The sequence below is a fragment of the Sagittula sp. NFXS13 genome (assembly GCF_040148795.1).
In the GTDB taxonomy this organism is placed as follows: domain Bacteria; phylum Pseudomonadota; class Alphaproteobacteria; order Rhodobacterales; family Rhodobacteraceae; genus Sagittula; species Sagittula marina.
Genome location: NZ_JAGEMH010000004.1, coordinates 88,896 through 110,447, shown reverse-complemented (window position 1 = coordinate 110,447; position 21,552 = coordinate 88,896). Strand labels below are relative to the sequence as shown.

Annotated in this window: 22 protein-coding genes; 7 read left to right on the top strand and 15 right to left on the bottom strand. The window is 61.3% G+C overall.

Annotated elements, in window-relative coordinates:
• Positions 1-182: 182 nt before the first annotated feature.
• Positions 183-314: a hypothetical protein gene (locus J4E08_RS11320; protein WP_281374839.1), complete on the top strand. Its 132-nt coding sequence runs from the start codon at positions 183-185 to the stop codon at positions 312-314.
• A gap of 67 nt (positions 315-381) precedes the next feature.
• On the opposite strand, the gene J4E08_RS11315 is transcribed toward J4E08_RS11320, so the two are convergent.
• The 9 genes from J4E08_RS11315 to yajC all read right to left on the bottom strand — a co-directional run bounded on the left by J4E08_RS11315 (position 382) and on the right by yajC (position 6,512).
• The gene (locus tag J4E08_RS11315) at positions 382-924 is read right to left on the bottom strand and encodes a DsbE family thiol:disulfide interchange protein (protein ID WP_183967235.1); all 543 of its coding nucleotides are present in this window, start codon (positions 922-924) and stop codon (positions 382-384) included.
• The gene (gene ccmD, locus J4E08_RS11310; protein WP_349538584.1) at positions 917-1,069 is read right to left on the bottom strand and encodes a heme exporter protein CcmD; all 153 of its coding nucleotides are present in this window, start codon (positions 1,067-1,069) and stop codon (positions 917-919) included. The genes J4E08_RS11315 and ccmD overlap by 8 nt, the downstream gene beginning before the upstream one ends.
• Positions 1,066-1,815 (bottom strand): heme ABC transporter permease, encoded by a 750-nt coding sequence (locus J4E08_RS11305; RefSeq protein WP_349538583.1) that lies wholly within the window; start codon positions 1,813-1,815, stop codon positions 1,066-1,068. Before J4E08_RS11305 ends, ccmD begins: the two co-directional genes overlap by 4 nt.
• Before the next feature lie 111 nt (positions 1,816-1,926).
• Positions 1,927-2,583 carry a heme exporter protein CcmB gene (gene ccmB, locus J4E08_RS11300; protein WP_349538582.1) on the bottom strand — a complete coding sequence of 219 codons (657 nt, stop codon included), beginning with the start codon at positions 2,581-2,583 and terminating at the stop codon, positions 1,927-1,929.
• The gene (ccmA, locus tag J4E08_RS11295; RefSeq protein WP_349538581.1) at positions 2,580-3,188 is read right to left on the bottom strand and encodes a heme ABC exporter ATP-binding protein CcmA; all 609 of its coding nucleotides are present in this window, start codon (positions 3,186-3,188) and stop codon (positions 2,580-2,582) included. Before ccmA ends, ccmB begins: the two co-directional genes overlap by 4 nt.
• A gap of 16 nt (positions 3,189-3,204) precedes the next feature.
• The gene (locus J4E08_RS11290; protein WP_349538580.1) at positions 3,205-3,558 is read right to left on the bottom strand and encodes an Mth938-like domain-containing protein; all 354 of its coding nucleotides are present in this window, start codon (positions 3,556-3,558) and stop codon (positions 3,205-3,207) included.
• 13 nt (positions 3,559-3,571) lie between these two features.
• A complete protein-coding gene (gene secF / locus J4E08_RS11285) occupies positions 3,572-4,546 on the bottom strand; it encodes a protein translocase subunit SecF (protein ID WP_183967226.1) in 975 nt (324 codons plus the stop codon).
• A gap of 1 nt (position 4,547) precedes the next feature.
• Positions 4,548-6,218 (bottom strand): protein translocase subunit SecD, encoded by a 1,671-nt coding sequence (secD, locus tag J4E08_RS11280; protein WP_183967225.1) that lies wholly within the window; start codon positions 6,216-6,218, stop codon positions 4,548-4,550.
• Positions 6,219-6,224: 6 nt separating this feature from the next.
• Complete coding sequence (gene yajC, locus J4E08_RS11275) at positions 6,225-6,512, bottom strand: preprotein translocase subunit YajC (protein WP_183967224.1); 288 nt, start codon at positions 6,510-6,512, stop codon at positions 6,225-6,227.
• A gap of 129 nt (positions 6,513-6,641) precedes the next feature.
• Here yajC and J4E08_RS11270 point away from each other — a divergent pair, with 129 nt between their 5' ends.
• Positions 6,642-7,289 (top strand): trypsin-like serine peptidase, encoded by a 648-nt coding sequence (locus tag J4E08_RS11270; protein WP_349538579.1) that lies wholly within the window; start codon positions 6,642-6,644, stop codon positions 7,287-7,289.
• Positions 7,290-7,347: 58 nt separating this feature from the next.
• On the opposite strand, the gene J4E08_RS11265 is transcribed toward J4E08_RS11270, so the two are convergent.
• Complete coding sequence (locus J4E08_RS11265) at positions 7,348-8,106, bottom strand: calcium-binding protein (protein WP_349538578.1); 759 nt, start codon at positions 8,104-8,106, stop codon at positions 7,348-7,350.
• Positions 8,107-8,312: 206 nt separating this feature from the next.
• Between J4E08_RS11265 and serS the strand changes: the two genes are divergently transcribed.
• The 3 genes from serS (at position 8,313) to J4E08_RS11250 (ending at position 11,260) form a co-directional block, all read left to right on the top strand.
• Positions 8,313-9,605, top strand: coding sequence for a serine--tRNA ligase (serS, locus tag J4E08_RS11260; protein ID WP_349538577.1), 1,293 nt, complete (start codon positions 8,313-8,315; stop codon positions 9,603-9,605).
• Positions 9,606-9,748: 143 nt separating this feature from the next.
• Positions 9,749-10,453, top strand: a complete 705-nt coding sequence (locus tag J4E08_RS11255) for a TspO-related membrane protein (protein ID WP_349538576.1) — start codon at positions 9,749-9,751, stop codon at positions 10,451-10,453.
• A gap of 111 nt (positions 10,454-10,564) precedes the next feature.
• Positions 10,565-11,260 carry a glutathione S-transferase N-terminal domain-containing protein gene (locus J4E08_RS11250; protein WP_349538575.1) on the top strand — a complete coding sequence of 232 codons (696 nt, stop codon included), beginning with the start codon at positions 10,565-10,567 and terminating at the stop codon, positions 11,258-11,260.
• 88 nt (positions 11,261-11,348) lie between these two features.
• Here J4E08_RS11250 and der read toward each other — a convergent pair whose 3' ends face one another.
• The 3 genes from der to J4E08_RS11235 form a co-directional block, all read right to left on the bottom strand.
• Entirely contained in the window at positions 11,349-12,824 is a 1,476-nt protein-coding gene (der, locus tag J4E08_RS11245; RefSeq protein WP_349538574.1) for a ribosome biogenesis GTPase Der, read from the bottom strand.
• A gap of 89 nt (positions 12,825-12,913) precedes the next feature.
• Positions 12,914-14,242 (bottom strand): PQQ-like beta-propeller repeat protein, encoded by a 1,329-nt coding sequence (locus J4E08_RS11240; protein WP_349538573.1) that lies wholly within the window; start codon positions 14,240-14,242, stop codon positions 12,914-12,916.
• A gap of 111 nt (positions 14,243-14,353) precedes the next feature.
• Complete coding sequence (locus tag J4E08_RS11235; RefSeq protein ID WP_183967215.1) at positions 14,354-15,013, bottom strand: tetratricopeptide repeat protein; 660 nt, start codon at positions 15,011-15,013, stop codon at positions 14,354-14,356.
• Between the two features lie 327 nt (positions 15,014-15,340).
• Between J4E08_RS11235 and J4E08_RS11230 the strand changes: the two genes are divergently transcribed.
• Both J4E08_RS11230 and J4E08_RS11225 read left to right on the top strand, forming a co-directional pair.
• Positions 15,341-17,173, top strand: coding sequence for an efflux RND transporter periplasmic adaptor subunit (locus tag J4E08_RS11230; protein ID WP_349538572.1), 1,833 nt, complete (start codon positions 15,341-15,343; stop codon positions 17,171-17,173).
• Positions 17,170-20,886 (top strand): efflux RND transporter permease subunit, encoded by a 3,717-nt coding sequence (locus tag J4E08_RS11225; protein ID WP_349538571.1) that lies wholly within the window; start codon positions 17,170-17,172, stop codon positions 20,884-20,886. The genes J4E08_RS11230 and J4E08_RS11225 overlap by 4 nt, the downstream gene beginning before the upstream one ends.
• Before the next feature lie 123 nt (positions 20,887-21,009).
• Here J4E08_RS11225 and J4E08_RS11220 read toward each other — a convergent pair whose 3' ends face one another.
• Entirely contained in the window at positions 21,010-21,165 is a 156-nt protein-coding gene (locus J4E08_RS11220; RefSeq protein WP_349538719.1) for a DUF2256 domain-containing protein, read from the bottom strand.
• A gap of 93 nt (positions 21,166-21,258) precedes the next feature.
• Entirely contained in the window at positions 21,259-21,516 is a 258-nt protein-coding gene (locus J4E08_RS11215) for a hypothetical protein (RefSeq protein WP_349538570.1), read from the bottom strand.
• Positions 21,517-21,552 lie beyond the last annotated feature (36 nt).

The following is a 21,552-nucleotide window of genomic DNA, read 5'->3' as shown; positions in this document are numbered from 1 at the left end:
TCTTGCGTCGGCGGCACAGTGCCAGAATCAGATCACCAAGGCGACGATCCGCACAATTTTAGATCAACTCAATTTATAGACCACCACATTGCAAAAATAGCGACTTCCAAATGCCACCCCTTAGCCCCAAATCAAATGCACAGAGGCCGCAAAGGCCCTTCGGCAGAATCAGAGGCAGACACATGAAACTCATTACCTTGATCCAGGCGGGCGCACTCCTGATGCTCGCAGTTTTTGGCGCCTATGCGAGCACCGCTCAGAATGCGAGCCACCACTGCTCCGGCAGCCAGACCGAAGCCGTTTGCGAGTTATAAAGACAGCGCAACTGGAACCAAGAAGGGCGCCAAGGGCGCCCTTTAGTCTATCCTCATCAAGCTGATGTCACTCGCCTGCCAGCGCCTTTTGCAACTCAGGCAAAAATCTCTGCTCATAGTCCGACCCGACCAACGGCCCAACAAACTTGAACAGGACCATGCCCTCGCCATCCAGGATGAAAGTCTCTGGCGGGCCGGTCACGCCCCATTCAATCGCCGTGCGCCCTGCGGGATCAAACGCCACTGCCTGAAACGGATTACCGTCTTTCGCCAGATAGGACGTCGCATTGCCCGTCTGATCCTTGAGGTTCACCCCAAGGATGGGAATGCCGTCTTCCGCCATCTCCAGCAAGCGCGGATGTTCGGCACGGCACGGCGGGCACCACGATGCCCAGAAGTTCACCAACGTCACCTCGCCTGACGCCAACAGCTCTGGCGTGATGGCTGGATAGCCCTCTAGCGGGACATCGGTCATCGACGGCGCAGGCTTGCCCTCGAACATGCTTTCGAGATCGTTAGCGCCTTCCCGGCCCAATCCCATGTATGCCACCAGACCGAACGCCGCAAAAATCACCGGCGGCAAGATCATCAGCGGTGACACCTTAGCCATTGCGGCGGCCCTCCACATCGGCCAGCTCACGCTTGACCCGACGCGCACGAACAACGGACATGGCAACCAGCACGCCGATCAGCACCGAAGACACAACATAGGAGGACAGCACCTCCGTCGCATATTTCCCAAGCTCCGGCATCATGCCATCCGCTCCCTCATCAACAGTGCCCGCATGCGGCGGGCGCGAATTTCGGTCTGTGTCCGCAACAGCACCAGCGCAAGGAACAGCAAGGCAAATCCCGCCATGCAGATGAAAAGCGGCACCGCATATACGTTCGACACGCGCTCCGCCGTGTCACCGGCCAGCGCCCCCGCCCGCATCACTGATGCGCCTTGATGCAGCCCCTGGTTCCAGAAGTTGACCGCATAACGCGACAGTATCGCAAACACCGATCCCACGAGACACAGGATCGAGGTCAGGTCAGCGGCGGTGTCATCGTTTTCGATCGCGCCCCAAAGCGCCATGTAGCCGAGGTAGAACAGGAACAGGATCAGAAACGAGGTCAACCGAGGGTCCCACGCCCACCATGTCCCCCACATCGGCTGCCCCCAGATCGCGCCAGTCACCAGCGCAATCACGGTGAACAGGGCGCCCACCGGGGCCGCTGCGCGCGCCGCCAGAGCCGATACATGGTGCCGCCGGACTATCCAGATCAGGGAGGTCACCAACATCATCAGCCAGGCGTTGATCGCCATAAGCGCGGCCGGAACGTGCAGGTAGATGATCTTGACCGTCGCGCCCTGACGATAATCGTCCGGCGTAAAGAAAAAACCCCAGACCAGCCCCACCACCAAAGCGGTCAGAGACAGGCCAGACAGCCAAGGCAAAATCCTGTCGGCCGTGCGGACAAACTTTACCGGATTGGCATATTCCCAGATCGACGCCATGGTTTTTCCTACCCTCTTCCCCTGCCCCATACACCTCAAATATCGGTGAGACGCAATATGTTCGCCGCACCGCGCAGCCTGCCTTCAGGTCGGGGTTTACGCCGACATAGCCTATCGCAGATTGATACGCAGCACCGCCGCGCTGGCAAAGGGCAGAAGCGCAATCACACCAAAACTGATGCCAGCCAACATTGCCAAAGGTGTCGCCACAGCCAGCCCGTCGGCGCCGCGCCGCGCCACCTCTGCACCAAAGATCAGCGTAGGCACGTAGAGCGGCAGAACCAGAAGGCTCATCAACAGTCCGCCGCGTTTCAAGCCCACTGTCAGCGCCGCGCCGAAAGTGCCGATCACCGACAGCGCAGGCGTGCCGAGCAGCAAGCTGACCAGCACCCAAACGTAGCCCTCCAACGGCAGGCTCAGCAGCACGCCCAGCATCGGGGCGATAAAAACCAGCGGCAGTCCCGTGGTTATCCAATGCGCCAAGGCCTTGACGCTGACGACGCCCTCCATGGGCAATGGCGCGGTGGCCAGCAGGTCAAGCGAGCCATCTTCCCAATCCAAGGCCAGGATCCGGTCCAGCGACAGCAGGCAAGCCAGAAGCGCGCCGATCCACAGCACCCCCGGCGCAATCCGCGACAGCAGGTCGGTTTGCGGACCAACGCCAAAGGGCACGAGCACCGTTACGATCAGAAAGAACACCAGCCCAAGGCCAAAGCCTCCGCCCGCACGCACGGCCAAACGCAAATCGCGGAGCAGCAGGGCAATCATAGAAACGCCTCGTCTTCCAAAGCGGCGCGAGGACGGGCTTTGAACGGACCAACGTCAAGGACACCTGCCTCCAGCCCCAGATCTATATGTGTGGCCATCAGCGCGGAGCCACCACCCGACAAATGCGCGCGCACGGCGTCGGCGAACAGGCCCACCGAAACGGCGTCCAACGAGACTGTCGGTTCATCCAGCACCCAAACGGGTCGCCCTGTGACCATCAATCTTGCCAGCCCCAGCCGCCGTTTCTGACCCGCACTCAGAGATCCGGCAAGCCGGTCGCGCAATGCGGACAGATCGAAAGCTTGCACAGCATCCTCGATCCCACTTGTTCCAAAAACCGACGCCCAAAAGCTCAGGTTCTCCGTGACGGTCAGCATGGTTTTCAGCCCGTCGGCATGGGCCGCATACGCTATCCGTTCGCCGGCGCCCTCTAGCGTACCTTGCATCGGTGGCTGCAACCCCGCCACCGTGCGCAAGAGCGTTGTCTTACCTGCACCGTTGGGGCCGCGCAGCACCAAAGCCGCACCATCTTTCAATGTAAAATTGAGGCTTTCCAGCACCGGGATGCCACCGCGCGATACGGTCAGATCCTGTGCTGTCAGCATACCCGAGCGCGCCCGATCACACCGGCAGTGCGGCCAGCGCCACGCGCCGACCTTCGGAAATCAGTACATTATAGGTGCGGCAGGCAGCGGGAGAGTTCATCACTTCAACCCCCAGCCCCGCCTCTTCGAGCTGATGGCGCAGTTCGGTGGGCAAATGCGCAATCTCCGCACCTGTGCCCACGAACAGCACATCGACCTCACCGACAAAGCCCAACAGGCTGTCAGTGTCCTCCATACCGCCCCAGACGGCTTTGCCTTTGTCCCAAAGCAGCAGGGCGCCGTCATGGACCTCTCCCGCCACGCGGAAAAAGCCCGGCCCGTAGCCATCCACGGGCCGCGCATCGGTAAAGACGATCTCGTTCAGGCGCATCTGGTGCCTCCTTTTACGCGTCCACGTCGCCGAACTGGGTGCCCGCAGGACCAGGCTCATCGGGCTTGGTCCAGTCGCGCTTGACCCCGAGCTTCACTAGAAAGGTCGAAGCCACGAAGATCGACGAATAGGTGCCGACAAACACGCCCCAGATCATCGCAAAGACAAACCCACGGATCACGTCGCCGCCCAGCACAAACAGCGCAATCAGCGCGATAAGTGTGGTCAGAGAGGTCATGATTGTCCGGCTCATAGTCTCGTTGATGGACATGTTGAGAACCTCTTTGAGGTCCTTGGATTTATACTTGATCAGGTTCTCGCGCACACGGTCGAACACCACCACGGTATCGTTCAACGAATAGCCGACGATGGTCAAAAGCGCTGCGATGATGGCGAGGTCGAACTTGATCTGCAACTCGGAAAAGATCCCGATGGTCAGCGCCACATCGTGCACAAGGGCGACGACCGCCCCCACCGCGAACTGCCATTCGAACCTCAACCAGATGTAGATGAGCACCGCGCCAATGGCGAGCGCCACGGCAAGTGATGCGGTCTGGATCAACTCGCCGGAAACCTTGGGTCCGACTGATTCCACGGAAACAAACCGAATGTCTGGCGCGACTTCGGCCAATGCAGCCTCCGCGCTTTCGATGACCTCGGTGCTCACCGCTTCTTCGCCGTCCTGCGCACCGATGCGCACCATGGCAACGTTCTGGTCATCGCGGAAACTGGGGTCGAAGACCTCGGAAATCACGACATCGCCCATCCCAAGCGCGTCCAATGCGCTTCGGTATTCGCCCACATCCACCGGTGTCGAGGTTTCAGTTCGGATCGTTGTCCCGCCGCGAAAATCGATGCCATAGTTCAGCCCCTGCATAAAGAAGCTGATCAAAGCGATCACGACGAGCACCCCAGAAATACCCAGCCAAATGGTGGCCCGCTTGAAATAGTCCAGATTCAGATCGTCTTTTACCAGTCGCAAGCGCATATCAGACCTCAATCGTCTTGGGGCGGCGGCGTTCGAACCAGACCACGATCAACAGACGCGTGACAAAGATCGCCGTGAACACCGATGTGATGATGCCAAATCCCAGCGTGACCGCAAAGCCGCGCACAGGACCTGACCCCATAACGTACAGGATCACCGCCGTGATGAACGTGGTGATGTTAGCGTCGACAATAGCCGACAGGGCTTTTTCATAGCCAAGCTCAATGGCGCGGGCCGGACCTTTGGCAGTCTTCAGCTCTTCGCGGATACGCTCGAAAATCAGCACGTTGGCGTCCACCGCCATGCCGACCGTCAGCACGATACCTGCAATACCCGGCAGCGTCAGTGTCGCCCCGATCATCGACAACAGGCCAAACATCATCGCGACGTTCAAAATCAACGCAATGTTGGCAAACACGCCAAACAAGCCATAGCTCGCCAGCATGAAGATCAGCACAGCCGCGAATGCGACAATTGTCGCCATCTTGCCCGCGTCGATGCTGTCCTGGCCCAGTTCCGGGCCGATTGTCCGCTCTTCGAGGAAATCCAGACCCGCGGGCAATGCGCCTGCGCGCAACAGAACCGCAAGGTTGGTCGATTCCTCGATGGTGAAATCACCGGTGATGATACCCGCACCGCCGCCGATGTGGCTTTGGATCACAGGGGCGCTGATGACCTCATCGTCCAGCACGATGGCGAAAGGAGAGCCGATGTTGGCAGCCGTATATTCGCCAAACTTGCGTCCGCCAGAGCCATTGAACTGAAAACTCACCGACGGGCGACCGTTCTGGTCAAAGGTCGGCTGCGCGTTGGTCAGCTCTTCGCCGGTCACGACTGGAGATTGTTCAAGGATGTAAAACACACCCTCCTGGTCCAGCGAGGGCAGAATTTCATTTCCCGCTCCAGGAGCGTCGTTGGCGTTGCTCGCCCGGCCCACCACAGGCTGAAATGTCAGCTGCGCGGTTGTGCCGATGATGTCCTTGAGCTCGGCTGCGGAGCCGATACCCGGCACCTGGATCAGGATGCGATCCGCGCCTTGACGTTGGATCGTCGGCTCGCGGGTCCCCACCTCGTCAATACGGCGACGGATGATTTCCAGCGACTGCTGCATGGTGCGGTCATCCGTGGCCTGTTTTTCGGCCTCCGTCAGGGTGATGACCAATTCGTCGCCGTCGCCGCGCGCCTCGAAGTCATGGCTGCCCTGCCCGGTCAATGAAACAACCGGCTGGCGCAACGCGTTCACCAGTTCGATGGCGCGTTCCATGGCGTCGGGCTGCGACACCAGCCGCACGCGCAATTCGCCCTGGTCCACCGCAGCGGAATTCCAACGGATGGTGCCGATTTCGTCACGTTCGGCGCGCAGCACGCGCAGAACTTCGGGCCAAAGCGCTTCCATCCGGCTTTTGTAGACGTCTTCCATGCGCACTTCTGCCAGAAGATGCGCACCGCCGCGCAGATCGAGCCCGAGGTTCACCAGCCCCGATGGAAGGAACCCGGGCCAAAGCGCCTCGGCCTCGCGATTGGCGGTGGTGTCCGCGCCGCCCTCGATGGCCTTGACCGCATCGTTGTGGGTCTCAACTCGGGAATAGAACAGGTTCGGCATGGCCAAGAGCAGGCCCACCACGACGGTGAGCCAGATCAGCCAGCGCTTCCAGGCGTCGATCTGCAACATGATTTATCAGGCCTCGGCGGGTTCGGTCTTGGATTTCACCGTCGCGATGGTAGAGCGCATTAAACGCACTTTCACACCTTCGGCGATTTCCACTTCGACTTCGTTCTCGTCCTTGACCTTCATCACCTTGCCGATGATCCCGCCTTGCGTGACGATGATGTCGTTGCGGCGGATCGCTTCGATCATCGCCTTGTGCTGTTTCATCTTCTTCTGCTGCGGACGAATGAGAAGAAAGTACATGATGGCGAAAATCAGGGCCATCATCACAAAAGATGACATGGTTTGCTGGTCCATGGGATGCTCCTTGCTGGATCGGTCAAAACAGCGGGGCATCCCCCGCGAAAGTGGGCGATACCTATGCGTCCCTCGCGCCGGATGCAAGGCAGACGCCGCGCGTCGTGATGACATCTGTACCGGGCGCGCATGTGGACTATCGTGGGCAGCATGTTGCGCTGGTTGCTTTTGACTTTGATCGCCCTGCCCGCCCACGCCGATGATGCGGTCGGTCGGCTGAACATTGCAGGCTATCGCCAGCGTGAGATGTGCACCGCCACGCTGATCGCGCCAGACACGGCGCTGACCGCTGCGCACTGCGTGACGACCCCGGAGGATGGCTATCTCAAGCGGTTGGAGAATATGATTTTTGTTGCCGCATGGGACGGCGCCACCCACAAGGGCAGCGCGCGGATCGCCTCTGTCGAGGTACATCCGAAGGCCTATGAAGACGGTCGGTTCAACCTGCGCCATGATATCGCAGTGGTTCGGCTTTCAAACCGCCTGAAACCAGCGCCGATGCCCTTGGACCGGGGCGGTTTGCCCGGACCACTGACGCTGGTGGGCTACCAACGCTCCGCACCACACCGCCAATTGGAGACCGACTTTTGTTACGGCGACGAAAACTCCGGCCTCTGGCGGATCCGCTGTCGGGTGGAAAGCGGGCAATCCGGCGGGCCGGTTCTGTCTGGTGACGGTGCGACCCGCAAACTGGTCGCCGTCATCGCAGCCGTGGTTGAGGAGGAAGCACTGGTGGTCCCGATCGACAACTGGGTTCGCTCGCTCCTAACCGACTGATCGCCGCAGATCGCGGCGCATCAGGGAAACTCCGCCCCAAGGGCCGCGCCAAAGGAGGTCACAGCGACAAACCGTCCAGCACACGGATTGTGCCATTCATATCCCGCGCCAGAGAATTCGCAAAGATCACAGCGTCCTGACCTGCCACAGACACCACAACACCATCTTGTGTGTCGCGCAAATCTGCCTCTGGCGCGCTGCCGTCCGGGTTCAACAGGCTGGGATCATAGAGGAGAATCTCCAGCGTCTCGCCCCGGTCAAAATCTGTGATCGTGACCACCTCATCCTGTGGCTCATCCACGATAGCGGTAAAGAAATCGGTCGCACCATTGCCGCTCAGTGTGTCGCCGTCGTCACCGATCAACCAATCCGCGCCACCGCCGCCCGACACCCTGTCGGGTGCAAAGGGCGCATCCGGATGAAGGTCCACGGTGCTGACCGTGTCATTGCCCGCCCCGCCGTCGACCAGATTGGCCCCGCCGGTTGCCAGAATACGGTCGTTGCCACTCTCGCCATTGATCGTGTCATCATCCCAATCGGGGTTCACCAGACCGGCGGGTGTGCTGACGCTGTCTTGGTCCCAAGGGAAATCAGAGACAAAATCATCGCCGCCGCCCGCATTCACCAGATCGTCGCCGGAATGCGGCATGATCATCTGCGCCGATGCATCACCGTTGATAACATCGTCGTAATCGCTGCCCGCGATACTGTCGCCGTCTTCGATCACCTCTTCGCCCGGCTCGGGTACGTCTTCCATAACAGATTGAAGGGCCATCAGGACCGCCGCCCCAATGACCGCAAGCAGGCCAAACCCCATTGCAGTGCTCCTCGATTCCCGGTCTGCCTCATGTCGCCGGGCTATGGCGGAACCTTGCCAATCATTTGGAAAAATCCGGTTAAGTCGGAAACACAGCGTCGCGGATCCTCAAAAACAGCCAGCGCATCGCATCAGGCTGGCCCTACCGTCCTGCGAAAAGATCGGGCATAAGCAGGGCGACTCAATGACATCCATGGGAGAATGAGATGCACGACATCCGCGCCATCCGCGAGAACCCGGAAACCTGGGATGCGGCCCTCAGCCGCCGCGGCAAGGAGCCGATGTCTTCTTCCGTGCTCGCGCTGGACGAAGAGCGCCGCGCCGCCATCCTCGCCGCCGAGACTGCACAAGCGGATCAAAAAAAGGCCGCCAAGGAAGTCGGCGCGGCCAAGGCCTCCGGCAACGACGCTGAATTTGAGCGCCTGCGCGCGCTTGTTGGTGAGAAAAAAGCCGAAGTCTCCGAGATGCAGGAAAAGGCCAAGGCGCTCGACGCGCAGTTGACCGGCCTGCTGATGGGCATCGACAACCTGCCGCTGCCCGAGGTGCCGGAGGGTGCCGATGAAAACGACAATGTCGAGGTCAAGCGTTGGGGCGAACCGCGCGCCTTGGACTTCACGCCAAAGGAACACTACGATCTGGCCGGTGTGAAACCCGGTATGGATTTCGAAACCGCTGCCAAACTCTCGGGCGCGCGTTTTGTCGTCCTGCAAGGCGCCGTTGCCCGCATCAGCCGCGCCCTGACGCAGTTCATGCTCGACACGCATATCGATGACCACGGGCTGACCGAGACATGGACCCCCGTGCTGGTCCGCCCGGAAATGATGTACGGCACTGGCCAGTTGCCAAAGTTTGGCGAAGACAGCTACGAGACCACCAACGGATGGTGGCTGATCCCGACATCCGAGGTGACGCTCACCAACACCGTTAACGGCGAAACCCTGGATGAAGGCGACCTGCCCCGCCGCCTGACGGCCTATTCGCAGTGCTTCCGGTCCGAGGCAGGCTCCGCCGGACGGGACACCGCCGGGATGCTGCGCCAACACCAGTTCGAAAAGGTCGAGATGGTCACCATCTGTCATCCGGACGAGGCCATCGCCGAGCACGACCGCATGACTGGCTGCGCCGAGGCAATCCTGGAAAAGCTGGACTTGCCTTACCGCACAGTCGTGCTGTGCACCGGTGACATGGGCTTTGGCGCGCAAAAGACACACGACATCGAGGTCTGGCTGCCAGGCCAAAACAGCTACCGCGAGATTTCCTCTGTGTCCACCTGCGGACAATTTCAGGCGCGGCGTATGAACGCACGGTTCAAGCCCGCCGGCGGTGGCAAGCTGGGTTTCGTGGCCACTTTGAACGGCTCCGGTCTGGCGGTTGGGCGCTGTCTGATCGCGGTGCTGGAAAACGGGCAACAGGCGGACGGTTCCGTCGATCTTCCGGAGGCGCTGCACCCATACCTGGGCGGCAAAACCCGCCTCACCGCCGAAGGCACCCTCGCCTGACCACGATCCAGCCAAACGGGGCGCGACCAATCGCGGGGAACCGCAACCGCCTCGTTTCGTTGACAAGACATACGCCGTCGGATTGACTGATGCCGCGCCGCAGCCTGCCTGAATTCAGGCTTTCGGGAACCGGAGAACACCACATGACCAATCGCCTCTGGGCCTATCTGACGCTGCTTGCAACATTGGCCTTTCTCGGCTCCTATTTTATTGTACCGGGTTTCAACGGCTTTGAGCCGAGCCAATTTCCAAACCGCATCGAACACCCGCCTGTTCAACCGGCTGGCTACGCCTTCTCAATTTGGGGGCTGATCTACGTTTGGCTGTTCGTGGCGGCCGTAGTGGGTGCCGTACGGCGCGCCGATGATCCAGATTGGGCCGACTTCCGTCCTTGGATTACCCTCAGTCTGGCCATCGGGGCGACATGGTTGCCCGTGGCCTCCGTCTCTCCCTTGCTCTCCATTCCGGTGATCTTTGTTATGATGGCCGCCGCGCTGAAGGCGCTGTTTTCCGTGGGCGTCACCGACCGCTGGCTGCAACAAGCCCCGGTGGCCATCTATGCAGGATGGCTCACCGCTGCTGCTTTTGTCGGGCTGGGCGTGGTGATGGGCGGCTATGGCCTCCTGCCTCCGACGCCAGCGGCGCTTGTTTGCCTTGTTATGGCTTTGGCCGTGGCGTTGGTGGTGCAATACCGATTGCACCGCGCCCCGGAATATGGCGTCACCGTCATCTGGGCGCTGGTTGGCGTGATCGTACAAAACACCGGGCCGCTCAACGCCGCCGTGGCGGGTCTGAGCATCCTCGGCATCGTTGCCATTCTTGGCCTGCGCAGCACGGACACCGAATAACGCCCGTAGACGCTCTGCAGATGCGCACTGCACCTTTGCGTATCTGCAGTTGGACTGAGCGCGGAAACAGACCACCTTACTTGTCAGCAAAGACACTGACAGAGGTTCCCGATGTTTCCCGACGACTTCCTAGTGAACGACCGCTGGCCCGCCAAAGACCCCTCGGTCATCCAGCTTTATTCCTACCCCACGCCCAACGGCGTAAAAGTTTCCACCATGCTCGAAGAGACCGGCTTGCCCTACGAGCCGCACTTTGTGTCGCTCTCCGACGAGGACGTGCGCAGCCCGGAGTTCTTGTCGATCTCTCCGAACAACAAGATCCCCGCCATCGTTGATCCCAACGGTCCCAACGGCCCGGTGAGCCTGTTCGAAAGCGGCGCGATTCTGATCCACCTCGCCGAAAAGTCGGGGAAATTCCTGCCCTCTGGTGCAGACCGTCTGAAAGTCATCCAGTGGTTGATGTGGCAGATGGGTGGCCTTGGGCCGATGCTTGGCCAGCTTGGATACTTCCACGCTTTCAAAGGCAAAGAGATCGACGATCCGCGCCCCAAGGAGCGCTTCGTCAATGAGGCCCGTCGTCTTCTCGGCGTACTGGACAAGCGGCTCAACGGTCAGGAATGGGTGGCAGGAGATTACTCCATCGCCGATATGGCCATCGTGCCGTGGCTGGAAACCATCCACCGATTTTACGACGCCGCCGATTTGCTGGGGTGGGACAATTTCGAAAACCTCGAAGGGTACCGCCAGCGTTTCATGGCACGAGATGCCGTGAAAAAAGCATGGGATATCCCACACGTTCCAGAGTAACCGGCCCGCATTCCACGCAAAACAAAAAGGCAGCGCTCCCCATGAGCGCTGCCTTTTTTGATTTTCAGACCAAAGGCATCAGCCGCCCCTAGTCTTGTTTCTTTTGCAATTTGCCCAAGTGTTTGCCCAATGCGCCGGGCTTCTTCGGACGGCGCCCCTTGAACGGGTTCTTGTCAGACTGGCCGCGCATGTACAGCCGGATCGGCGTGCCCGGCATGTCGAAGTCCTCGCGCAGACCGTTCACAAGATAGCGCGAATAGCTCTCAGGCAGCTTGTCCGGGTGCGAACACATCACGACAAAGCCCGGCGGTCGCGTCTTCGCCTGTGTCATGTAACGCAGCTTGATACGCTTGCCTTGCGGCGCGGGCGGCGGGTGCCGGGTGATCATCGAGTCGAGCCAGCGGTTCAGCTGTCCGGTGGACACGCGGCGGTTCCAGGTCACATAGGCTTCGACGATGGCCTGTTGCAGCTTGTCCAGCCCCTTGCCCGTCCGGGCGGAGACGGTCACCAGCGGTGCACCGCGCAGCTGCGGCAGGACATGCTCGAACTGATCGCGCAGCCATTTGAGCTTTTCCTGCTTCTCGTCCTCGATGTCCCACTTGTTCACCGCAACGACAACAGCGCGGCCTTCGCGCTCGGCCAGGTCTGCGATCTTGAGATCCTGGGTCTCGAACGGGATCGCCGCGTCCAGCAAAACCACAACCACTTCGGCGAACTTTACCGCACGAACGCCGTCAGAGACTGAAAGCTTCTCAAGCTTTTCCTGAACCTTCGCACGACGCCGCATGCCGGCGGTGTCGAAGATGCGCACATGCGTGCCGTTCCACTCGTGGCTGAGCGAGATCGCATCGCGGGTGATCCCGGCCTCCGGGCCTGTCAGCAGGCGTTCCTCACCGATAATCTGGTTGATCAGAGTGGATTTGCCCGCGTTTGGACGGCCGACAACGGCGATCTGCAATGGCTTCTCTGCCGTGGGCATCTGGATGGCGTTTTCGTCCGCCGCCTCAGCCTCTTCCTCGGAAAGCGACACATCGGTGTCCGGCGCATCCGCCTCAGCACGTTCCTCGAACTCGGCGGCAAAGGGTTGCAGCACCGAATACAGGTCCGCTATGCCCTCACCATGCTCTGCCGACAGACGCAACGGCTCGCCCAGACCCAGCTCGTAAGCCTCGAAGACACCGGCTTCGGCGGCATTACCCTCGGCCTTGTTGGCGGCAAGGATCACATGCTTCGCGCGTTTGCGCAGAATCTCCGCAAACACACGGTCGTCAGGCAACAGCCCCGTGCGTGCGTCAACGATAAACAGGCAGATATCCGCCATGTCCACCGCACGTTCCGTCAGGCGGCGCATCCGCGCCGGCAGCGAATCGTCGGTTTCATTTTCCAGACCGGCGGTGTCGACGACGGTGAACCGCAAATCGCCGATCCGCGCGGCGCCTTCTCTCAGGTCGCGCGTCACACCCGGTTGGTCATCGACCAGCGCAATGCGACGCCCCACTAGGCGGTTGAAGAGGGTCGACTTGCCCACATTGGGGCGACCGACAATGGCGAGAGTGAAGGACATGCAATAGGGCTCCGCGGATCAAGCCGCGCATCTAGCGCATTTCGCGGCGCAGCGAAAGCCCCTCACGCAAGGGGCGTCGCTTTGCCAGATCAGCGCCAGGCGTGCAGCACGCCTTTCTTTGACACGACATACAGGGTGTTGTTGGCCACAACCGGGCGCGTGGTGGCGCCACCGGGCACCTCAAGCGTCGACAAAAGCGCGCCGCTGACCGGGTCAAAGGATCGGATGAACCCGTCAGAGCCTGCAACAAGCAGCCGTCCGCCAGCCATCACCGGGCCACGGTTGGCATATGCGGAATCGCGGCGCTTGTTGGGTTTGCGCGTCGGCTTGTAGCCCGGAAGCTCCACCTCCCAGATCGCCTCGCCAGAGGACGCGTCGAGGCGCACCAACTGGTTGCGATCCGACACAAAGAAAACCGAGTCGCCCGCTGGCCACAACGGCCCAAGCGCGCCGTAATCCGCCGTCCACAAGCGGTCGCCGGTGTAGACGCTCATCGCCGCAACGCTGCCTGCGTGATTGCCTGCATAGACGGTATCGCCCGCAATCAGCGGATCGCCGGTCACATCGTTCACCGCCGCTACGGCGACACCGTTGCGCCGCCCGAGCAGATCAGAACTCCACAACCGCAGGCCGCCTTTGCGGAACACCCCAGACACGCCACCGCTACCAAAGGAAAACACCACATGCTGATCGCCGATTGCTGGCGCAGGGGCACCGGCCACATTGTTGATGCTGCCCTGCCCTTCGGTCTGCCAACGAATACGGCCGTCCTCGGCTTCGATGGCCCAGCCTGTGGTGTCGCCGGAGACAACATAAACCAGCCCGTCGGCGTAACTCGGTGCGCCCGTGGCAGTGCCACCCAGCTTTTGCTCCCACAGCTCCGTGCCGGTGGCCGGATCAAGCGCCACGACCGACCCGAAGCCAGACGAAACGAACAGCGCATTGCCACCGCGCGCCAGACCGCCGCCCTGACCGGCACCGGCATTTTCGCGCGCTGGTGTCAGATCGACGGACCAGAGCGGCTGACCCGCGATAGAGGTCGCGCGCACCACGCTGTGCGAATCCATCGTGTAGATCACACCGTCAGCGATCACCGGGTCGGCGAGCAGACGGCTGCGGCGGGTGTCCCCGGTCCCGATGGATGTCGAGAACAACGGCTGCGGCGCTGCGGCCAAGGCTGCGTTGGTGACGCGAACCGAGGGGCTTACAGCACTTTGCCGCCAGTCTGTATTCGTCACGGCAGCGGGCAGCGACATGGCGCGCGCCTGGTTCACCACCTCGGAGCTATCGCCACCGGCGCGGGTCTGCAAAACGTCACGGACGTTCAGACGCTCACCCGCAAGGATCGGATCGTTGTTTCCGCAGCCTGCCAGCGCCAGAACGCTGACGCACGTCAGGATGAAAGCCTTGCGCTGCATCGTCTTACCTCTTCCAGCCCGTCAGACCGCTTTCGGCCTGTTCACTTTGGCTTTTCGCAGCGCCTGAAAGGCCGCGTCCAGCGCTGTACTCTTGCGTGTTGCCGCAGACCCTCAGGCCTGTTCCGGCAACTCGCCACCCAATGCCACAATCAACTGACTTGCGCGACGACGCAAGCCTGCGCTCACCTCCGCGTCAGAGATCACCGACTGCAACCGATCCACCGCGCCTTCACGGTCACCGGTTTCGATGTCGATCAAGGCCAGTTGCTCCACGGCCAGCAGCCGCAGCGGTTGACCAGCGACGGCCAGCGATTCAAAACCCGCGCGGCGGTCTTCGACCGACAGAACGTCTTTGCCCAATGCCAAGGCCTTGAAGCTGGCGATCTGGCGATAGATCTGCTCCGCCTCGGCGTCATTCGCCACGGTTTGCAAACGCGTGACCGCAGCCTCGATCTCTCCGGCCTCGGCCTGCGCTTCGGCGGCAAGCATTTCTGCAAGGACGCGGGACCCAACCGTTGGTGCGGTGATGGCGTCAAAGGCCTCGGCCTGCGCGGCGCTGTCCTCGGTCTCCATCGCCGCAAGAATCTGGTCGCCCAGCGCCTGCGCCTGCGCACGATCCTGAGCCTGCGCGTATTCGCGATAGGCAGTGCCGCCCACCAGGAGCAGCACGATCAGCACGGCAATCCAGCCATATTTGCGCATCGTCGCAAAAAGCCGGTCGCGTTTGACCTCTTCGGTCACCTCGTCGATAAAACTGTCGGTGTCGCTCACCTGAGCCCCCCTCGGAATTTTGCCCTCTCTTACAGGCTGACCGGTCCGTTGCCAACACCCGCCCAACAGCGCAATCCGCTTTCTGCCAAGAGGCTCTCAGCGACCATTTCCGGGGCACAACTGCCAAAATCTGTCAGGTAACCTGTCGCAAACAGCCGCTTTATATGCACGGCCTGCCCGTCACGCTTGCGTGACGCCTAGCAGCAGCCTAATAAACTGAACCAAGCAGTTCAATCCAATCCGCCTTCACGTGCGTATCTGATAGTAACTGGATTTATATAACAGACGGCCGCGATTTTGGCGGCGCGACAATCGGGAAGACTTTGAATGCGCATTGTATCGATCATCACCGCGATCATCGTTGCGGGGCTTTTGTACCTGCTTGTGATGGAACGTGAGACGCTCATGGCGTGGACGGGCGCAGAGGCTCCCGCCGAGACGGATGTGCCGGAGGAGGCGCAGGTCGATACAGCGACGGCCATACAAAATGTCACCGTCAACTCAGTGCGCGTCATGGCCCGCCGCTCCGTCGCGCAAGAGCTCGACAGTGCCGTCATCTTGCGGGGCGAGACGCAGGCTGTGCGTCAGGTCGAGGTGCGCGCCGAAACCTCTGGCAAGGTGGTCTCTGATCCGCTGCGCAACGGTACGCTGGTCGAGGCCGGGCAACTGCTGTGCGAAATCGATCCCGGTACTCGGGAGGTATCCAAACGCGAGGCTCTGGCGAAACTGGCAGAGGCAAAGGCCCTGTTGCCGGAATCCCGCGCCCGCCTGGCGGAGGCAAAGGCACAGGTTCCGGCCGCTGAGGCCGCTATTCTGGAAGCCGAAGCAAATATCCCCGCCGCAGAGGCCGCCCTTTCAGAAGCCCGCGCCGGGGTGCCCGCTGCCGAGGCCGCTCTGACCGAGGCAGAAGCCCGCGTGCCGGAGGTCGAATCCCGCCTGATCGAAGCCGAATCCCGCGTCCCCGAAGCCAAGGCGCGCCTGCGCGAAGCAGAAGCCGCCGTGCCCGCCGCGCAAGCCGCACTGGAAGAAGCACAATCGCGCGTTCCGGAGGCCGAAGCTCGGGTCCAACAGGCCGAAGCGCAGGTCCGCGAGGCCGAGATCAACCTCAACGCCTCGCAAAGCCTCGCCCGTGACGGCTTTACTGCGCAAACCCGGCTCGCCTCCGCCGAGGCCGCGTTCGAAACCGCAAAGGCGCAGGTGCAGACCGCACAGGCCGGGCTTCTGGCTGCGGCATCCGGCATCCAAGCCGCCAAAAGCAACGTCGAAACGGCCCGCGCCTCGGTCCAGGCCGCGCAATCCGGCATCCGTAACGCCGAGGCCGGTGTGATCGCCGCGCGCACCCAGATTGCGAATGCCAAGGCAGGCGTGCAAAGCGCCCGCAGCCAGATCGAAGGGGCGCGCGCCCGCGTGTCCTCCGCCCTCTCAGGCGTCGAAGGGGCGAAGACCGCCATCGCCTCGACCAAGTCGCAACTGGAAGGCGCGCAAGCCGGCGTGCAGGCTGCCATGACGGGCGAGGAAACCGCGCTCTCCGCCATTCAATCCGCCGAGGCAGGTGTCGCAGCTGCCGACACGGAAATTGATCGCCTGTCGATCCATGCACCTTTTGGCGGGCTTCTGGAAACCGATACCGCCGAGCTGGGCGCGCTGATGCAGCCCGGGTCCGCCTGCGCCACTGTCATCCAGCTGAACCCGGTGAAGATCGTCGCCTACGCCCCCGAAGCTTCCGTTGCGCGCATAGAGGTCGGCGCGCAGGCGGGCGCGCGCCTGGTGAGCGGACGCGAAGTCACTGGTGACGTCAGCTTTGTCTCCCGTTCTGCTGATCCGGCAACACGCACCTTCCGTGTGGAACTGGAGGTGCCGAACGAAGACCTTTCGATCCGGGACGGCCAAACCGCCGACATCGCCATTGAGGCTGAAGGCGCGCAGGCTCATCTGGTGCCGCAATCCGCACTGACGTTGAACGATGAGGGCGACCTTGGCCTGCGCACCGTCTCTGACACGGAAACCGCCGCCTTCATGCCCGTGACCGTCCTGCGCGACACACGACAAGGTGTCTGGGTCACCGGGCTGCCAGATACGGTCGACATCATCATCCTCGGTCAGGAATACGTCACCGACGGCGTGCCCCTTGCACCCAGCTTCGAGGAGGTCATTCAATGACCGGCATTATCGACTGGGCCGCCGCACGCGCCCGGATGGTCATCGCCTTCATCGTCTTGTCCTTGCTGGCAGGCGGCTGGGCTTACGCGACCCTCCCCAAAGAGGGCGAACCGGACATCGAGATCCCTGCGCTTTTCGTCTCTGTCCCTTTTCCCGGCATCTCTGCCTCCGACAGTGAAAAGCTGCTGGTCAAACCGATGGAAACCGAGCTGTCCGATCTGGACGGTCTGAAGTCCATGTCCGGCACTGCGTCCGAAGGCTATGCCGGTCTCGCACTGGAATTCGAATTCGGCTGGGACAAGACCAAGATCATCGCCGATGTACGCGACAGCATGAACAACGCCGAGGCCAAATTTCCCGAAGGCGCCGAGCAGTATTCCATCAACGAAATCAACTTTTCTGAATTTCCGATTCTGATCGTGAACCTCACCGGCCCGGTGCCGGAACGGACCATGGCACAGGTTGCCAAAGACCTGCAGGACCGCGTCGAATCCCTCGATAGCGTGCTGGAGGCCGGGATCGCCGGCAACCGCGACGAGATGGTCGAGGTCGTCATCGATCCGCTGCGGCTGGAAAGCTACAACATCACAGCGCTCGAACTGATCAATGTCGTTCAGAACAACAACCAGCTGATCGCCGCCGGTGAAATCGAAACTGACCAAGGCACCTTTGCGGTCAAAATCCCGGCCTCCTTCGAGGAAAGTCAGGACATCTACAACCTGCCGGTCAAAACCAACGGCCAGCGCACCGTGACCCTTGGTGAACTGGCCGAGATCCGCCTGACCTTCGAGGACCGCATCGGCACTGCCCGCTTCAATGGCGCGACCACTGTGGCGCTACAGGTGGTCAAACGCAAAGGGTTCAACATCATTGATACCGCCGACGCCGTACGCGCGGTGATCGCCGAGGCAGAGGCTGACTGGCCCGAAGAACTGCAAGCGGTGCTAGACGTCGGCGCATCGAACGATCAATCGCGTCAGGTGGCGTCGATGGTCTCGCAACTCGAAGGGTCGGTGCTGACCGCCATTGCCCTGGTGATGATCGTGGTGCTGGCCTCGCTTGGCCTGCGGCCCGCTTTGCTGGTGGGTTTTGCGATTCCGACCTCCTTCTTGCTGTGCTTTCTGCTGCTGGCGCTGATGGATGTGTCGGTGTCCAACATCGTGATGTTCGGCCTGATCCTTGCCGTGGGGATGCTGGTCGACGGGGCCATCGTGGTTGTCGAATACGCCGACAAGCGCATCGAAGAAGGCTCAGGCCCCATGCACGCCTATGTCGAGGCCGGGCACCGTATGTTCTGGCCCGTGGTATCGTCAACCGCGACCACACTCTGTGCCTTTTTGCCGATGCTGTTCTGGCCGGGGGTCGCAGGGCAATTCATGGGCATGTTGCCGGTCACGCTGATTTTCGTACTGTCCGCATCGCTGGTGGTGGCGCTGATCTACCTTCCCGTGATGGGCGGCGTCTCAGGCCGCTGGTCCCGGCAGATCCACACCATGGGCCAGGCTTTGCGCAAGGCCGCACCCTGGTGGCTGCGCATCGCCTTGGTCGCCGTGGCTCTGGTCGGCGTCTACACCGGCGCGATGATGGTTCTGAACCCGTCCTACATCGCCCCGACAGAGGCGACCGGCTTTGGCGCACGCTTGCCCGGCATCGTCATCTTCCTGCTGTTTGCCGTTCTGGCCTCTGTGTCGATGGACGCCGCCGCCCCCCAGCGCAAACCGCGCCGGATTCAAGGCAGCTATCGGCGCTCCGCCTTTGGGTCGTTCATGCATTTCATCGCGGGCAACCCGATCATGCCGCTGGTGACGATCGCTGGCGTCGTGGGCTTCGTGATCTTCACCTTTGGCTACTACGGGCAAAACAACAACGGCACAGAGTTCTTTGTCGACAGCGAGCCCGAGCAGGCCATTGTCTACGTGCGCGCACGGGGCAACCTGTCACTGTCCGAAAAGGACGCGATCGTAAAGCGGGCGGAGGACGTCGTCCTGTCGCATCCCGGCATCCTTAACGCCTTTGCTTTTGCCGGCGACGGCGGCCTGAACAACAACACCGGCGGGGCAGAAGCCCCCAAGGACACCATCGGTCAGGTCCAGCTTGAAACGATCCCCTGGGAAGATCGCGCCGATTACGCGGCCGCCCACCCCGACGAGGTGACGCTGGACGACCTGGACGGCGACACGATCATCACCGAGCTCACCGCGAAGCTGGAACAGATCCCGGGTATCGAGATCGAAATCCTCGCACAGGCGCGCGGCCCGGCGTCGGCGAAACCCGTTCATCTGCGTCTGAAAGGCGATAACTGGGACGATTTGATCACGGCCACGGCCGCCGCCCGCGCCAAGTTCGAGGACATGCCCGGCCTGACGCTGGTCGAGGACACGCGCCCCCTGCCCGGCATTGACTGGCAGATCGACGTGGACGTTGAAAAAGCCGGTCTTTATGGCGCGGACGTCGCCACAGTGGGGGGCATGGTGCAGCTTGTGACGCGGGGGATTCTGCTCGACACCATGCGCGTCGACAGCTCGGACGAAGAAATCGAAATCCGCGTGCGCCTGCCCGAGGACGACCGTGTGCTGTCCACGCTCGACACACTCAAGGTCCGCACAAACACCGGACTGATCCCGCTGTCGAACTTCATCACCCGCACGCCGGTGGAACAGCTGGCCGAGATCAATCGCATCGACCAGACCCGCTACTTCGACGTGAAGGCCGGCGTGGCCGACGGCATGGTCCGCTTCGACACGGGGACAGGAAAAGACGCCACGCTGATAGCCTATGGCCAGACTGAAAAGACGGGCGACAAGGTGTCCTTTACTCTGGGGGACAAGACCTATGCCGTAAGCCCTGCCGACTTGCCGGCCTTGCAAGCGGCCGAAGGCCTGCAAGCTGTCCCTGTCACCGCCAACGAACGCATCGCCGAAGTCGACAGATGGCTCGAAGGCAATCCGCTGCCCGTCGGGATCACAACCGAATGGACCGGCGACCAGGAGGATCAGGCGGAATCCCAGGCCTTTTTGCAGTCGGCCTTTGCCGGAGCGCTGGGGTTGATGTTCATCATCCTGCTGGCGCAGTTCAACTCCTTTTACAACTCGGTGCTGGTGTTGCTGGCTGTCATCATGTCGGTGGCCGGCGTGCTGTGGGGCATGTTGATCATGGGGCAGTCATTCTCGGTCATCATGACGGGGGTTGGCATCGTGGCGCTGGCGGGGATCGTGGTGAACAACAATATCGTTCTCATCGACACCTATCAGGAATACGAGCGCTACATGCCAAGGCTGGAAGCGATTGTGCGCACGGCAGAGGACCGCATTCGCCCGGTGCTGCTGACGACAATCACCACCATGGCGGGTCTGGCCCCGATGATGTTCGGCCTTTCGCTGGACTTCTTCGGCGGCGGCTATTCCGTCGACAGCCCCACGGCGCTTTGGTGGAAGAACCTTGCCACAGCGGTGGTCTTTGGCCTCGCCACGGCGACGATTCTGACGCTGGTTTTCACCCCATCCATGCTGGCGGTGCGCATCTGGGCCGCGACCTATGCCAAGTGGATCGCAACGCAGCTCGCACGCCTGTCCTTTGGCCGTGGATCACGCATCGCCCGCGACTGGGCGCTGGCTCGCGAAGCAAAGCGCATCAAGGCACCTGAAATATTGTGGGAAGAAATTGACCGCCCGTCCTCCCCGACGGAGGCACAAACGTTGCGCGCTGCGGAATAGCCCTGTGGTCTTGGCAAGCATGGATGGGGTGCTGCCTTCGGACAATTCGGGAAGCAAAGAAGCTGGCGACAGTGCTCGTCAAAGCCAAAAGCGATGCCTGTATTTTCTTTCAAAGGCCCGATTTCAGCGGGCTGAGGAGGACGTCTTTTTCAGCCTTTCCGCGCGGCAGCGGTTTGAGCAGTAGCGCACATCTTCCCAGACTTTCACCCACGCCTTGCGCCAAGTGAACGTACGCCCGCAGGTGGCGCAGGTCTTTTCCGGCAGATTCGATTTCTTCACACCACGTGGCACAGCCCACCCTCCGAATAGAAAACGGGCACGGACTCGCTCAGTCCATGCCCGTTTCCTGTACGTGCCAATAGTTCAAAAGGATCAGTCGACTTCACCAGCCGGGATGGCGTTGTCCGGTTCGGTCACTTCGATGCCGGGACCGACTTCAACCTGTGACTCCGCCTCTTCCGGCCCATCGGACGCAAAAAACAGATATCCAACAAAAATCAGAAGAATCACTGCCACAAAGCCGAGTACCAGTTTCATTCCGCCCAGCGCCCCTTTGTGACGGCGTTCCTGGGTTTTGATATTGGTGTCGGGTGCTGACATCTGTGTCTCCTCGGCGATGAACAAATTCATGCGGCGTGGTTGCCGCTGATTGGTTACAGGCCTAAC